This window comes from Shewanella sp. Isolate8 (genome assembly GCF_022398495.1).
In the GTDB taxonomy this organism is placed as follows: domain Bacteria; phylum Pseudomonadota; class Gammaproteobacteria; order Enterobacterales; family Shewanellaceae; genus Shewanella; species Shewanella aquimarina.
Genome location: NZ_JAKEVI010000001.1, coordinates 667381 through 681468 on the forward strand (window position 1 = coordinate 667381; position 14088 = coordinate 681468).

11 protein-coding genes are annotated in these 14088 nt (G+C 46.0%); 7 read left to right on the top strand and 4 right to left on the bottom strand.

From position 1 onward, the window contains the following. The first annotated feature begins 5 nt into the window (after positions 1-5). Genes L1D43_RS02885 through L1D43_RS02900 form a run of 4 tightly spaced genes read left to right on the top strand, consistent with a single transcriptional unit; the run spans position 6 to position 4741 of the window. Positions 6-476: a pilus assembly PilX N-terminal domain-containing protein gene (locus L1D43_RS02885; protein ID WP_041510551.1), complete on the top strand. Its 471-nt coding sequence runs from the start codon at positions 6-8 to the stop codon at positions 474-476. Continuing rightward, the gene (locus L1D43_RS02890) at positions 473-4039 is read left to right on the top strand and encodes a PilC/PilY family type IV pilus protein (RefSeq protein WP_239849881.1); all 3567 of its coding nucleotides are present in this window, start codon (positions 473-475) and stop codon (positions 4037-4039) included. Before L1D43_RS02885 ends, L1D43_RS02890 begins: the two co-directional genes overlap by 4 nt. Before the next feature lie 7 nt (positions 4040-4046). After that, positions 4047-4445: a type IV pilin protein gene (locus L1D43_RS02895; protein WP_239849882.1), complete on the top strand. Its 399-nt coding sequence runs from the start codon at positions 4047-4049 to the stop codon at positions 4443-4445. Then, complete coding sequence (locus L1D43_RS02900; protein ID WP_239849883.1) at positions 4442-4741, top strand: TapY2 family type IVa secretion system protein; 300 nt, start codon at positions 4442-4444, stop codon at positions 4739-4741. The genes L1D43_RS02895 and L1D43_RS02900 overlap by 4 nt, the downstream gene beginning before the upstream one ends. A 73-nt stretch (positions 4742-4814) precedes the next feature. On the opposite strand, the gene L1D43_RS02905 is transcribed toward L1D43_RS02900, so the two are convergent. Beyond that, complete coding sequence (locus L1D43_RS02905) at positions 4815-5306, bottom strand: GspH/FimT family pseudopilin (protein WP_239849884.1); 492 nt, start codon at positions 5304-5306, stop codon at positions 4815-4817. 135 nt (positions 5307-5441) lie between these two features. Continuing rightward, positions 5442-5954 (bottom strand): GspH/FimT family pseudopilin, encoded by a 513-nt coding sequence (locus tag L1D43_RS02910; protein ID WP_239849885.1) that lies wholly within the window; start codon positions 5952-5954, stop codon positions 5442-5444. A gap of 250 nt (positions 5955-6204) precedes the next feature. Here L1D43_RS02910 and L1D43_RS02915 point away from each other — a divergent pair, with 250 nt between their 5' ends. Next, complete coding sequence (locus tag L1D43_RS02915) at positions 6205-6543, top strand: P-II family nitrogen regulator (RefSeq protein WP_239849886.1); 339 nt, start codon at positions 6205-6207, stop codon at positions 6541-6543. 70 nt (positions 6544-6613) lie between these two features. Here L1D43_RS02915 and L1D43_RS02920 read toward each other — a convergent pair whose 3' ends face one another. Next, on the bottom strand, positions 6614-7636 hold the full coding sequence (locus L1D43_RS02920; RefSeq protein WP_239849887.1) for a LacI family DNA-binding transcriptional regulator: 1023 nt from the start codon (positions 7634-7636) through the stop codon (positions 6614-6616). A gap of 412 nt (positions 7637-8048) precedes the next feature. Here L1D43_RS02920 and L1D43_RS02925 point away from each other — a divergent pair, with 412 nt between their 5' ends. After that, positions 8049-10673, top strand: a complete 2625-nt coding sequence (locus L1D43_RS02925) for a TonB-dependent receptor (RefSeq protein ID WP_239849888.1) — start codon at positions 8049-8051, stop codon at positions 10671-10673. A 91-nt stretch (positions 10674-10764) separates the two neighbouring features. Further along, positions 10765-12291 carry a tryptophan halogenase family protein gene (locus tag L1D43_RS02930; RefSeq protein WP_239849889.1) on the top strand — a complete coding sequence of 509 codons (1527 nt, stop codon included), beginning with the start codon at positions 10765-10767 and terminating at the stop codon, positions 12289-12291. A 103-nt stretch (positions 12292-12394) separates the two neighbouring features. On the opposite strand, the gene L1D43_RS02935 is transcribed toward L1D43_RS02930, so the two are convergent. Further along, positions 12395-13114, bottom strand: a complete 720-nt coding sequence (locus tag L1D43_RS02935) for a SapC family protein (RefSeq protein ID WP_239849890.1) — start codon at positions 13112-13114, stop codon at positions 12395-12397. Positions 13115-14088: the final 974 nt, after the last annotated feature.

Here is a 14088-nt window from a genome sequence, read left to right on the forward strand (position 1 = left end):
TGCAAATGAACAAACAGAAAGGCGTTGTACTCTTTTTTGCCTTAATCGTTTTGATTCTTATGACGGTTATTGGCGTTGCATTGGCGGTTAATTCTACTCAGTCTTTAAGAATGGCGGGGGCTGGAGCCGAACGAATTGAAGCAAAAGCCTTGGCCGATGGTGGCGTTGCTGCCGTGCTATTAAATAAAACACAGGCTTTTTTGGCTACCATGACAACAATTGACGATCAGAACTCTTTTTCTGGTGGAAAGCAGGTATTAACGCCTTTGCCATTGGTGGATGACGGTGCGGGAAATTTGATTGTTCAGCCGAAAAACGTGTCTTGTCAGAGAAGTGCGGCCGCCAGTGGTACAGATTTATTTAAATGTCGCAGGATTGAAATCTCGAGCCAGGTTAGTTTTGGTCGAGATAATTTGGGACAAGTGTTAGTTGTAACAGGTATTGAGCAGGAAGTGCTCAGTGGGAGCGGGTCATGAAGTTTAATAAAATTTTATTTGCAAGCCTAGTTACAGCATTGGCTTTGCCTGTTCAGTCTTTTGCTGATGATACTGATCTTTATTTAAATCCAGCACAGAATAATGTACGTCCACAAGTGCTGATTATTTTTGATAATTCAGGAAGTATGGATACCATTTTGGATGGTGTCCCTGGTGGGTATGAACCGGAAACTGTCTATGATGCGGTGGGGAGTTCGAACTCTTATCAAGGAAGAATGATCTATTTTACCGTCGGTACCGGGATGGATGAATCATCGCTGCCCGTACCCGATAGTCCTTCTGAATCCAGACGCTTTAATGATTTCTTAAATGGCTGTAAAGCCGCCAGGGATGCGTTGAATCAGTATGGACGTTTCACCGGTTATATCAGGGAGTTTATTAAAAAAGGTAAGGGTAAAGCAACCTGGCAGCCTATTAAAGAGAATAGTGGTGCGGAGACGAATAACCCCATAGATTGCTGGGAAGACATTGAATTAGGTTACAACAGTAACAATGATGATGGCAGTGCTTATAAAACTGGCTTTACCCGTGGTTTTCCTAAAGATGGAGATGTAAATTCGCCGTGGGATGATTCAACTAATGCACAAGAGAGAGCAAAAAATTTAGGTTGGAATAATGGGGAGTTGGTAACTCTCTATACCGATAATTATTTACGCTGGTATACCCTATATAAGAATAATTTATTGCCAATCCCCCCCGACGGAGAAGGGTTTACTCGTTTAGAAATCGCCAAGAAGGCAATTTCTGGTGTTATTAGCTCCATACCTTCGGTGGATTTTGGTCTAGCGGTTTTTAACCTGAATTTCCCTAATGAAGGGGATAGCGATGGTGGTCGTATCGTTGCTGGTATACGCTCTAGAACATCTGCAGAAAAAGATACTTTGCTTGGTACCATTAATAACTTACCAGCTAAAACGAATACGCCACTATGTGAAACGCTGTTTGAAGCATATCGTTACTTCTCAGGCGGTCCAATAACTTATGGGCATGCTGATTCCGATTATAATGGCAAGGATATTAAGTACACCGCCAATCGCCCTATGTACGATACCAGCATAGAAGATGGAGCGAATTATAAAACGCCTTTATCTGAATGTAATAAAGTTGCGCATGTCATCTATATTACAGATGGTGCTCCAGTGTTAGATGATAGTGCTAATGATTTTATCAAGGCTTTAAATGATGATCCGTATGTCTATAAGGCAGCAAGCGGTGACCAACCTGCTAAAGTAAGTTATCTGCCAGCATTAGCAGAATATATGTTTGCCAATGATTTATTGCCAGATGTAGAAAATAAGCAGCGTGTAGTGACTCATACCATAGGTTTTAGTCTTGGCGAAGATTCTGAGGCAGAACCTTTGTTGGTTGAAACAGCCGCTCGATCCTATTTGATGACTTCTGAAGGTAAGAAGGTTTTTGGTACTTATCGAAGTGCCAATGATGTAAGGGGATTGCAAGCAGCTGTTAGTAATATTATTGATTCAATTCCGCAGACGGGACAGCGTTTTTCTGCCCCAGGTGTCGCTTTTAGTAATGCGGATCCGACGAGAACATTAGACTCAGCTTACTATGCGCTCTTTCGTCCAGAACAGAGTCCCAAGTGGGCAGGAAATCTGAAGAAGCTTAAAGTTAATTCCTCTGGTACCTTAGTTGATTCTACCGGGAAGCCTGCTATTGACAGTTCTGGCGGTATTGCCGAAAGCTCTTGTAGCCTGTGGAGTTCTTGTACAGGTGGCAATGACGGTAATGATGTTGTTTTAGGTGGCGCTGCGCGTACGATAGATCCTGATAGCCGAACGATTTGGAGCGATATTGGTGGTGCAGGAAAGTTTGCCAAACTTACCCGAACAAATGCTTCAAGTTATGCGGGAGGGGATGATGCTCTAGCGACTTATCTTGGACTAGCTAAATTGGATGTTGATGCGGAATTGACTGCTACATTTGATTGGATCAAGGGTAAAAATGTCGATAGAGATTCAGAAGGCGTTTTGACCTCTGAGGATTTCTCCGGTGTTAGAGGGGATATCATGGGGGATCCGCTGCATTCTCAACCTTTGGCTATTGATTACGGCGGTGATGGATCCAATGTTCGTATCTTTGTAGGTACAAACCATGGAGCGCTACATGCTTTTAGGGATTATGGCCCATCAGTGAATGAGAGTTGGGCATTTATGCCGTATCAGCTTCTTCCGAATCTAGCAACCATACGTCGTGACAGCTATTTAGCGGGACATAGTGTCTACGGTATGGATGGCTCTCCTGTAGCTCATATTGAGCGTAATGCTTCTGGAGCGATAACCAAAGCTTGGTTGTTTGTTGGGATGCGCAGAGGCGGCCAATCTTATTATGCTATTAATATCACAAATCCAGATTCTCCATCTTTGATGTGGCAGATAACTAATAATACCAATGGTTTTACTGATATGGGACAGACTTGGTCTACCCCTGTGGTTACCAAAATACCTGGTTCAGATAAACCTGTAGTTGTTTTTGGTGGTGGATATAATCAGGGGTATGATTCCGGTGTAGGATCTAATTCTGTTGGCCGTTTGGTTTATCTTGTAGATGCAGAAACGGGTAATTTAATTCATAGTTTTGGCGCCAATGGTAATACATCTCTTGCTGGCATTGAGGACTCGATCGTTGGTTCAATCGCGACCTTAGACAGTAATAGTGATGGCTACACCGACCGACTCTATGCAGCTGATTTAGGCGGAAACATTTGGCGTATGGATTTGCCGTCTGCTGAAAAGAGCACTTGGAGTGGATTTAAGTTTGCCGAATTGGGGGGGAGTATTGCATCGAGCGATCGACGTTTCTTTTATGAGCCTACCGTCGCACAAACTTATTTTACAAATACAACGAAAGTTACTGTGACGGATGGTTCTGGAACCACGACAACCGTCGCCTATCAAAATGTTCCCTATGATGCTGTGACTTTGGGCTCAGGTAATAGAGCCGATCCTTTGAATTTAAATACAGATGATATGTTTTTTGTCTTACAGGATCGATATGTGATTTCACAGCAATTTGGAGATGGTGGTACAGCAGTGCCCACACCGATAACATTTGCTAATCTTTATGATGTTACTTCGGCGTCACCTTCAACAGAGACTGAAAACATTGAGTTTGGTACGAAGAAAGGCTGGTATTTTAACTTTGCTGTAACCGGTGAGAAGAGCCTTTCTCCATCTGTGGTCATCAAGGGTAAAGTATATTTTACTTCCTTCATTCCAACTCAACCTGCGGCAGACCAAAACGTTTGTAGTGTATCTTCGGTTGGACGTCTATATACGCTGGATTTACATAAAGGGGGACGCTTCACTGAGGAGTATGTTATTGATGTCTGTGATAACTGTATCCCTCAACCTCCTAAGATTATTACGCCGCCTGTAGATCCTGATAATCCAGGAAGCGAGTCCGAACCAGTTCTTATTATTGGTAAGGGCAAGTGTGATGAAGATGGGGAAAACTGTACAGGAACAGTAGGATTAGAGTCTGGCCTGACTACTAATAAAATTTATTACCACATAGATGAGTAGTGTTTTAATGAAGAAGAGTCGTTTAGTTGGTTTTACACTGATTGAGTTGATGATTGTTGTTGCAATTATTGGTATTTTGGCCGCAATAGCTTATCCGTCATACGTAGATTACATCACCAAGAGCGCACGTTCTGAGGGCGTCGCAGCGGTGATGAGAGTAGCTAATTTACAGGAGCAGTATTATTTAGATAATCGTGCTTATGCGACGGATATGACCAAGCTAGGGCTAAGTGCAAATCCGTTTGTTACCGAGCATGGTCATTATAGCTTGGCCTCGGCAGGTACTGGTTCTTTTACTATTACCGCAACGGCGAAAGGGGCACAGGCAAGCAGGGACTCAACCTGTGGCACTATTACTATGACATCGGCAGGTGTTAAGGGGCCTTCAGCGGAGTGTTGGAAATGAATAAGTTAATTGCAACTTTATCTAGCGTTGTTGCGCTAGGTGTAACCTCTTCAGTATTTGCTGCTAAACAGGATTATAAGTGTTTCATTCAAAGCTCTAAGAAAGGTGAGCAAGTAGTTTTTTATCGATGGGATATTAAAGACGCTAAAATACGAGCTAATAGTTTGGTGGGGAAGCGGCTAAGCGATAGCAGTGGAAAGAAATATTTCATTAAGAGTGTTGAGGAATGCGTGCCATTAAATGAAGAGTTTTCGAGTGGTAAGGCCAGGAAGATTGATGGCCAAACACTAAGATAGAGTGTTAGATATTTTTATTTAGCCAAATGTAAAAAGGCCCCAACGAAAAGTAGGGCCTTTTTACATTCTAGTTTTAGCAGGCGTTACCATCAGTCCCATAAGAGACTATACCGCTGGTGCTTAGAGAAACGCTCTTCGAATCACTGGCTCTACCGTTTGGACAATAGATTACAGTCCCGCCGGAAGAAAGCCCATCAGCGGAAAAAGTCATTGAGATGGCCGATGCTTTAACTTTGTCTTGGCTATTGAAACTATCGATAGCTCTTAGTTCATGGTCTGTATTTGTCGCATCAGTTATGTAAACTCTGATGCCACCACTCCAGTCTGTACTTGTTCCGCATGACGTTGCCGTAGCGAAAGAGCATACATTTACCGTTGCACCATAACTAACGGCTTGGTTGCGGGCAAAAGCGAAGAGATCGTGAATTTTTTCAACGTTATTGTTTACCCTAACTTGTTCATATACAGAGGTTAAAGAGGGAACGCCGATAGTCAAGAGTATTGCGGCAACGGCAATGGTGACCATCAATTCTACTAAGGTAAAGCCTTTATTATTGTTACACATCTAAAGTTCCTCGCTGATACTGATACAAAGTATAAGCGAGAAGTTTTAGGATTTCAGTATATATAAGCTATTCTTTTTAATGCCAATAATTTGTCGGCTTGATTAAAATTGGCGTGAAGTATTACTGTGAGCTTGTTATTGGTTGCAGCTAATATTTTTCTCCTTCGAAAATCGCACTCTACCGGCCTGATTGACGATGACGGCTTTGGAATAAGGGCTGTTTGCTGAATCTGGACAATACCTAAGTGTACCGTTGCTGCCCGATGCGAGCCCATCGGGTTGAAAACGAGCGGCGGCTCGGTTGTAGTAGACAATGTCACTGCTATCGAATGTAGTGGTTTGCATTAGCAACTTATCTGCGCCGTCGATTTGATTACTGGTTCCAGAGTCGGTGAAAACGCTGAGCCCTAGATGCCAGTCATTGCTACAGTGATTGTCTTTGAGCGGACATACAGTAACCCGCACACCGTAGTTGATGGCGTTATTTCTCGCAAACTGCAGTGTTTGTTGGATGATTTTTATGGCGGCATCGGCTCGATAAGCTCTATGTAAGTCCGACAAATTGGGTATGGCTATAGAAAGTAGGATGGTCGATACGGCGATAGTGACCATTAATTCAATAAGCGTAAATCCATTACTATGCTTCATGGCTATTCCTTGCTGTATTTAGTCTATGCTTCCTGCAATGACCTGAACTCGTTTTTTGGGCGAGTTCATTGAGTATAGAAGAGTTGGGTCAGGTTTAGGCGACTGGCATATATTGTTCTGCTCTATGAATATTGAATCATTTTATCTCTCGATATAATCATCTTTGGTGGTTTGGATGGACGTGGTAAGCTAGTGCCTAATAAGCTTAGGTTTTGTTGAATTTGGTCAGTAGAATTTTAGGGAGCGTTTGATGAAGAAGGTCGAGGCCATTATTAAGCCGTTTAAGTTAGATGATGTGCGTGAATCTCTGGCGGAGATCGGTATTACCGGCATGACGGTTTCTGAAGTCAAAGGTTTTGGGCGCCAGAAGGGGCATACAGAGCTCTATCGCGGTGCCGAGTATATGGTGGATTTCTTACCTAAGGTGAAAATTGAGCTGGTTATTCAAGATGAGCTGCTAGATCAGGCGCTCGAAGTCATCGTCGATACCGCTAGAACGGGTAAGATAGGTGACGGTAAGATATTTGTTACCGAAGTCGAACGCGTGATCCGCATTCGTACCGGTGAAGAGAACGAAGAGGCGGTTTAAATTCGCCAAAAGAAAACCGCTGATGATAAGTCAGCGGTTTTTTTATGTCTGTCTCTCGAGCCCAACTTTATTAGCTGTCTCTCGGCTCTGTCGATGAGTCTCTTATCACGGGTTCAGGAATAAACACCTGGTGAGTCGTCTCACTTTGCTTGTTGCCTTGATTTTCGATGAGTAACTCGGTCGCCGTCTGGGCAATCAACTTATTAGGTTGATGGACTGTGGTTAACTTAGGCCAGGTTTGCCTTGAGAAGGGGCTATCCTCGAAACCAACGATAGAGAGTTCCTCGGGTATCGCGACCCCAGCTAACCTTGCCGCAAAGAGTGCACCCGCGGCAATTTCATCGTTACAGGCCACAATGGCGGTAGGGCGATGCGACTTAGCCAGCAGGGTTTTAGCCCCTTCAACGCCCGATTCAAAAGAATACTGGCCGTTAATGATGTTTGACTCATCCAGTGTTAAGTTGTTGCTTTGCAGGGCCGCCTTAAACCCCGCCAGACGTTCCTTGGTGGATTCGTGCTGGTGGTCACCACTCAGGAAGGCGATATTTTTATGTCCCAAGTCGATAAGATGCTGAGTGATGGATACCGCGCCATGTTTGTCATTGACTAGGATTGATAAACCGTCGGTCGGGCTCACCTCTTCACCTGCAATAATACGGACATAGTTGGCGTTAATCTGATCTAGGGCCGCCAAGACTTTTGGGTCTTCCGATAGCGGCGGGGTTAATACCAAGCCTGACAGCCTGGCCTGGCGCACCATATCGACCAGCTCCTGGCAGATATTGTCGGACTTGGCATCGCAGGGGTGGATGAGTAGCTCATAGCCTCTTTGCTTACAGGAAGACAAAATACCATTTTGCATATCAATGACATAGTAGGCATTGGGGTTGTCGTAGACAAAGGCGATCACATAGGATTTTGTGCCGGCTAGATTACGGGCTGCCACATTGGGTTGATAGTTGAGTGCGGCAATGGCCTGATTGACTTTATCTATTGTCGCCTGACGAACCGAAGGTTCGTTATTCGTAACCCGTGAAACCGTTTTTATGGAGACGCCGGCATATTTTGCGACGTCATTAATGGTGACTTTCATCTAGCGGATACTCTTTGTGTCTGCGCAGAGTCTAGCTGCATCAGAATTCAAATATGTCTTAAACAATGTACTGTATGGTTACACAGCAGATCTCACTTCCCCTGGCGACAATATTGCTAAGTTTTCCACTATTAAGCAATCATCAAATTGATTTCTATCCCGAAATACCTTTGTCTTTTTACAGGTTTAAGTGATTTTTTCTCATTATTATCAAGCAATTGCATTGTCATCTGAAGAGTGCATTTTGTTTGATGAATGTATAAATCCAAAGAAATTCCCGCTTTTGGTTATTTTGTTGTGGCGCATCTGTTAATTGTTGTGTAATCTTTGTACTCACATGACAGCGTTGTCATTCCTGCGGGAATGGTTATGAATACGAAAAAAGATAATAAAGTTATGGAAGGGAAACGAGATGCGACCATCTACTTTTAAGAAAAGTGTACTAGCTACAAACATTGCCCTGCTCATGAGTGGCGCAGTGTCTGTTTCTGCTTTTGCGGCTGAGGCCGAAGCAGAAGCGGTTAATACTGACAATATTGAAAAAATTGAAGTACGTGGTCTACGTGCTTCGATGAAGGCGTCTATTAACGCCAAACGATTTTCTGATGCCGTTGTCGATGCCGTAACGGCCGAAGACATTGGTAAGTTCCCTGATGGCGACGTTGGTGAGTCTTTAGGGCGTATTCCAGGTGTTACCGTAAACCGCCAGTTTGGCCAAGGCCAACAGGTGTCGATTCGCGGTGCCTCTGCTCAGTTAACCCGTACACTGTTAAATGGCCACTCAGTTGCCTCAACGGGTTGGTTTGACCAACAGGCTATCGACCGTAGCTTTAACTACTCTCTACTGCCACCCGAGATGGTAAGTGGCATCGAAGTCTATAAGTCTTCTCAGGCCGACATCACAGAAGGTGGTATCGGTGGTACGGTGATCGTTAAGACTCGTAAGCCATTGGATTTAGATGCTAACACGCTATTTCTAAGTGCCAAGGGTGATTACGGTACTGTCTCTGAAGCGACAGATCCTGCCGTTTCAGGCCTGTATAGCTGGGCAAACGACGATGAGACCTTTGGTATCTTAGTCTCTGCCGCAGGCTCTCAAACCGATTATCAACGTAACGGTATCGAAACCTTGCTAGGTTGGGGTGAGATAGTACCTACAACTTTCCAGCAAGATCGCGAGCGCACCGCCTACAACATCGCAGCTCAGTATCGTCCAACCGACAACCTAGAGTTCGGCCTAACGGTGACTAGCCTAGATCTTAAGGCAAATAACGCCAACACCTCTATCTTCCTCTTCCCGACACAGCAAGGCGTTAGTACCTGTAATCAGACCAATGCCGCAGGTGTCTGTACCGATATCACCCATACCGGTGAGGGTGGATTTGCCTGGGCGCAGACTTGGGCTCGTGAAGCCGAGATGTCGTCTGATACCTATGATTTGGACTTCAAATATGAAGCAGAAAACTTCACCCTTGAAGGTCGCGTAGGTAACACCAAGGCTGATGGCGGTACCAGCCTGACCTCTAACTATGGTAACTCAATTGGTCAGCCTGGCGACTTTGCCGGTCATTATGACGCGACAGGCGAGAAGATTTTGATCGACATCGCCAACAAGTCTTTCGGTGCGGGCGACTTTAACGGTCAGCTAGAAACAGCTGGCTGGGCGCTGAAGAAGCAGCCTAACACTGACGAAGAGACCTATGCTCAGTTTGACCTGACTTTCCCGGTTGATCTTGGTGCCATCACTTCTATCAAGGCGGGTGTGCGCTATGCCGACCATGACGTGACACAGCAGACTGACGCGGCTATCGTGGGTAACATAGTGGCTAAAGATGCCTCTGAATACTATTCAGGTACTATCTCTTCTGGCGCAGGCTTTACCCTGCCTAAGCCTAATTTTGATGCCATGATCCGTGATGCCAAGGCTTCTGTGGACGGCTTTACTCGTGACAAGTCTGGTTACGGCACCCTGAATGAGAAAAACCTGGCCGCTTATGCCATGGCTAACTTCGAAGCTGAAGGGATCCGCGGTAACTTCGGTCTACGTTTCATCTCTACCGATATCGAGTCTGACTACTATGCGCTGAGCTCAAGCGGTCAGTTTGCCGATGAGTTGAGCACTGACAAGTCGAGCTACAGTGACGTATTGCCAAGCATCAACGTGACGTTCGACTTAGCACCGGATCTCTTGTTGCGTACTACCGCGGCTCAGGTGATATCTCGTCCTAACTATGCGGAGCTGTTTGCCACATCGACACTGCCTGGTTTAAACGATGGTACGCCGGGTAACGAAAAGTTAAACCGCGGTTCTGTAGCGCTTGATCCATTTAAGGCGACCCAAGCCGATGTCAGCTTAGAGTGGTACTTCGGTGGCGAAGGTCTCGCTTCTTTGACCTACTTCATCAAAGACGTGAGTTCGTTCATCACCACACGTCAGAAGCTTAACCAGCAGATAGGCATCGAGGATAACAACCTTAAGGAGCAAGGCGGCAGCGCTTGTGGGGTTGGCGTGTACGATTGCTGGACCGTCAGTGAGAAATACAATGCAAACGGTGGTCGTATAGAAGGGGTTGAGCTGCAGCTGCAAGACTCGTTCGAAAATGGCTTAGGCTACTCGGTTAACTATACCTTCGCCGATGCCGGTTCACCTGCCGAGAACTATCCTGATGAGGTGGGAGTATTCTCTGACTCGTCGAAGCACACAGTTAACCTGGTGGGCTACTACGAGATGGATAGCTTCTCTGCCCGTCTTGCCTACAACTGGCGTAGCGAATATATGATCCGCGAGTTGCCAGGCTTCTATGGTAATCGTCAGCACCAAGACTATGGTTCGTTGGATCTGAGCATGAACTACAGCGTCACCGATTGGATGGATTTGACCTTCGAAGCCGTTAACCTCACTGAGGAAGACAGCATTCAGATAGGCGTCTCACCAGTCGACAACGAAAATGTGATTGCCGAATTTAAAGATAACTACCCGGTATGGAGCTTCGAAGGCGAAGCAAGATACAAGGTCGGTGTCGCACTGCGTTTCTAATCGACACATGAGTGTAGAAAGCCCGGCATAAGCTGGGCTTTTTATTAGCACCGACCTTTAATTAGACCAAGAGTGGGGAAGAGGTGAAACCATGGACATTAAGCGTATCTTGATATTAGGGGGCGGCACCGCAGGCTGGTTGGCGGCCAATCATTTGGGTAAGGCGCTTGAGCATAGGCAGGATGTTAGCGTTATGCTGGTGGAGTCACCAGATATCCCCATCATAGGTGTCGGAGAGGGGACAGTGCCAGCCATTCGTCAGAGTCTGAAACGCTTCGGCATCAGCGAGTCTGAGTTTATCCGTCAATGTGATGTTACCTTTAAGCAGTCGATCAAGTTCGTCAACTGGATGGATAAGGACAGGCATGGAGCTGAGAACTTCTATCATCACCTGTTCGACATGCCGAGCCCTCTGGGGGAGGACCTGACCCAGCATTGGCTAGCGAATCGCCAACAAGCCTATGGTGACCTAGTTTCGCCCCAACACAAGGTGTGTGAAGCGGGTAGGGCGCCTAAACGTATCACCCACAGCGAATATGAAGGGGCATTGGGCTATGCCTATCACCTTAACGCTGCCAAGTTTGCCAAGCTGTTAGCGGATAACGCCATCAGGCGTTTCAATGTCGAGCATATTAAGGCCAACGTCTGTGAGGTTATGCTCAAGGATAATGGCGAGATTGCCTCCCTGGAAACCGATAACCGGGGCAGCATCAGCGCCGATTTCTACATAGACTGCAGTGGGTTTGAATCTTTGCTTATCGATAAGACGCTCAAGGTGCCCTTTGTCGATAAGTCCCATCAGTTATTTGCCGATAAGGCGATTGCCGTTCAGGTGCCCATAGGTGAAGAAGAAGCGATTCCGCCTTATACCCTGGCGACGGCCCATCAGGCCGGTTGGATATGGGATATCGCCTTGACCCATAGGCGTGGCGTCGGCTTTGTCTATTCCTCTAAGTATATGGATGATGCCACGGCGCTTAAAAAGCTGTCACATTATCTGGGGCAGGATGTCGCTCAGTATCAATACCGGGTCTTGCCGATGAAACTTGGCTATCGCAAGGCGTTCTTGCATAAAAATTGCCTCTCTCTGGGATTAGCGCAAGGCTTTCTCGAACCCCTGGAGGCAACCTCTATCTTGCTGACCGATTTTGCAGCAGGCTACATCGCCAACCGTTTACCAAAAGATAGTGAAGCGCTGGCTTTGCTGGCTGAACAGTTTAATCGGGTGATGACCTATGCCTGGGAGCGTGTCGTCGAATTTATCAAGATGCACTATTGCCTGTCAGACAGGAGTGACTCGGCGTTCTGGGTCGATAATCGCGATCCGGCGACGATTCCGTGTGAGCTTAATAGTCGGCTAAAGCTGTGGCGAGATCACGCCCCCATAAGGCAGGACTTCTTCAGTAAGTTTGAGGTGTTTGATTTAGAAAACTACCTCTATGTGCTCTATGGCATGCACTACCCAACGAACACGCAGGTGGCGAGTGAGCAGCAAAGAGAAGCCTGGCAAGTACAGGGAAAACAGATAGCCAACTTGGCTGAGCATCTGGTGAATGAGCTGCCTGCTCATCGAGACTTGCTCGAGAAGATTGCCAAATATGGTATGCAGAGATGTTAACTTGGGCCTGGTCTAGGTGTTCGCCAGACGAGGGGAATCAGGGCTCAAAAAAGCAGGGCCGATATTTATGTACTCTCATATTATCGGCTCTGCTACTTATAAGTTATTGTAACTTATCAAACTGATTTTGCTTGGTGATGAGGCGCGACATCTGATTGAGTGAGGCTCTGTGGGCATAAACAATCGGCAGCAAACCTTTCTTTCTTAGCTCGAGGAAATCCTCATCGCTCAGTTCGTTCAGTGCCTTGTCATCGATCAGGTAGACGCCATTGATGTTGATCTTCTGCTCAGATCTTTCCAGCTTAATGGTCAGTTGCTGTGACACCAGTAGGTTTTTGTCTGCCAGGAATTGGCAAACCGCCTGGGTCTGTTGATGCATAGCGGCGACATCCAGTAGGGCATTGGTTCTGGCCGTCAGGTACTCGCTACGCTCTCCTTCATCGGTAAACAGGCGGTTACCTTCTGTCTCAGACACCATTGGGCTCTCCTCATCGATGCAGACGATCACGTTGTCACCTTCCTCCGAGGTTCTGGCGATCGACAGAGGCGCATTGCTAAAGCCAATTGGGCTAATAGGGGCATTCCATTGGTTGCTTTGGCAATATAGGTTGACTTCGGGTTCGATCCCCATGATAGCCACAGGGATGAACTGGCCTGTCTCACCATTCTTCACGAAGACGATAGGGAATTCTGCCGCCAGGCTGGGGATCTCTCTGGCCAATACCGGGATCAGGTGCTCTTTGCTGAAACGGCTGAAATCATTTGAATGGATCAGCTTGATGTTGAGATGTTTTTCCGTTGAAAGGGGGACTATCTTCGCCATATTCTTACCTTAGTTAATTTTAGTTTGTGGTGTCTGTCTCAAGCGTTAATTGTCTAACCTGAGAAACGCTGGGTTAATCTTTTACCGCTAGTGGGGGCAAAAGCGCAAGTATTAATGTTTCGAGCTGGCCCGAAACAAGCCCTAAATTGGAGTGAAAAGATGTCAAGTCAGTCTGATCTCTATCCTTTGGGGGTCTTAATACTTTTCTGTGTTAGGGTGCACCACTCTGGTTATCTCTCGCCTTGCACATCCTTGTTCTGTTCCTCTCCTAATATGGACACTTAACACTCATTGTTTAGTGTTTTTTCGGCTCTGAGTGCTGTTAGCCTCTCTGAATGTTATCAATAGTTGACAGCGTTGTCATATTTGTGTGGTGAAGAAGGCTTTGTTCGGCCTCTATGACAGCGTCTGTGCTTGGCGGCTTACAGCGGTGTGATAAAAAACTGCCTCATAATGTCAAAAAAATGTAGAAATTCTGTTCTTTCTTAGGTAAATTAACCAATGACAGCGTTGTCATTTGCTTGTGTGGCACGTTTGTTTTGTAAGGTTTGCATTGTTAGGAAGAGGTCTCCTAACGTTTGCATTGGCAGTAGCCATTAAGTTTGTAGCAATGGTTATTGTGTTTGTTTTTTCCTATAGTCTCTCCCCAGATACTAGAGATGGCTAGATGTGTTATGTCTCAATTGGCGCCTTTATCGGTGGCACTTGATACATGATGCATCTAGCGCTTTTTTCTGGATTAGAGTGACGCCTGATGAGTGGGCTCTAGGGAAATGCGTAAGAGCGAGCAAAGCACAGCGCGGCACGGCACAGCAGGGCGTTCGTTGTCTTGCAGAGATTCAGATTAAATAAACAGATTTCTTTCATTGTCAGATGGCTGAGTGGTTTCTAAAGCCAGAACGCTTTCTATAGCCTGATTACTTGCCAATTCTAGATTGCCTGTAATTGCCAGGTGGGGTTCGGGGAGCCGCTAG

What these genes read in the sequence shown, in the direction of transcription:
- L1D43_RS02915 (WP_239849886.1), top strand. Translation starts at nt 6,205, where the DNA reads ATGAAGAAGGTCGAGGCCATTATTAAGCCGTTTAAGTTAGATGATGTG.
- L1D43_RS02885 (WP_041510551.1), top strand. Translation starts at nt 6, where the DNA reads ATGAACAAACAGAAAGGCGTTGTACTCTTTTTTGCCTTAATCGTTTTG.
- L1D43_RS02895 (WP_239849882.1), top strand. Translation starts at nt 4,047, where the DNA reads ATGAAGAAGAGTCGTTTAGTTGGTTTTACACTGATTGAGTTGATGATT.
- L1D43_RS02925 (WP_239849888.1), top strand. Translation starts at nt 8,049, where the DNA reads ATGCGACCATCTACTTTTAAGAAAAGTGTACTAGCTACAAACATTGCC.
- L1D43_RS02920 (WP_239849887.1), bottom strand. Translation starts at nt 7,636, where the DNA reads ATGAAAGTCACCATTAATGACGTCGCAAAATATGCCGGCGTCTCCATA.
- L1D43_RS02890 (WP_239849881.1), top strand. Translation starts at nt 473, where the DNA reads ATGAAGTTTAATAAAATTTTATTTGCAAGCCTAGTTACAGCATTGGCT.
- L1D43_RS02905 (WP_239849884.1), bottom strand. Translation starts at nt 5,306, where the DNA reads ATGTGTAACAATAATAAAGGCTTTACCTTAGTAGAATTGATGGTCACC.
- L1D43_RS02900 (WP_239849883.1), top strand. Translation starts at nt 4,442, where the DNA reads ATGAATAAGTTAATTGCAACTTTATCTAGCGTTGTTGCGCTAGGTGTA.
- L1D43_RS02910 (WP_239849885.1), bottom strand. Translation starts at nt 5,954, where the DNA reads ATGAAGCATAGTAATGGATTTACGCTTATTGAATTAATGGTCACTATC.
- L1D43_RS02935 (WP_239849890.1), bottom strand. Translation starts at nt 13,114, where the DNA reads ATGGCGAAGATAGTCCCCCTTTCAACGGAAAAACATCTCAACATCAAG.
- L1D43_RS02930 (WP_239849889.1), top strand. Translation starts at nt 10,765, where the DNA reads ATGGACATTAAGCGTATCTTGATATTAGGGGGCGGCACCGCAGGCTGG.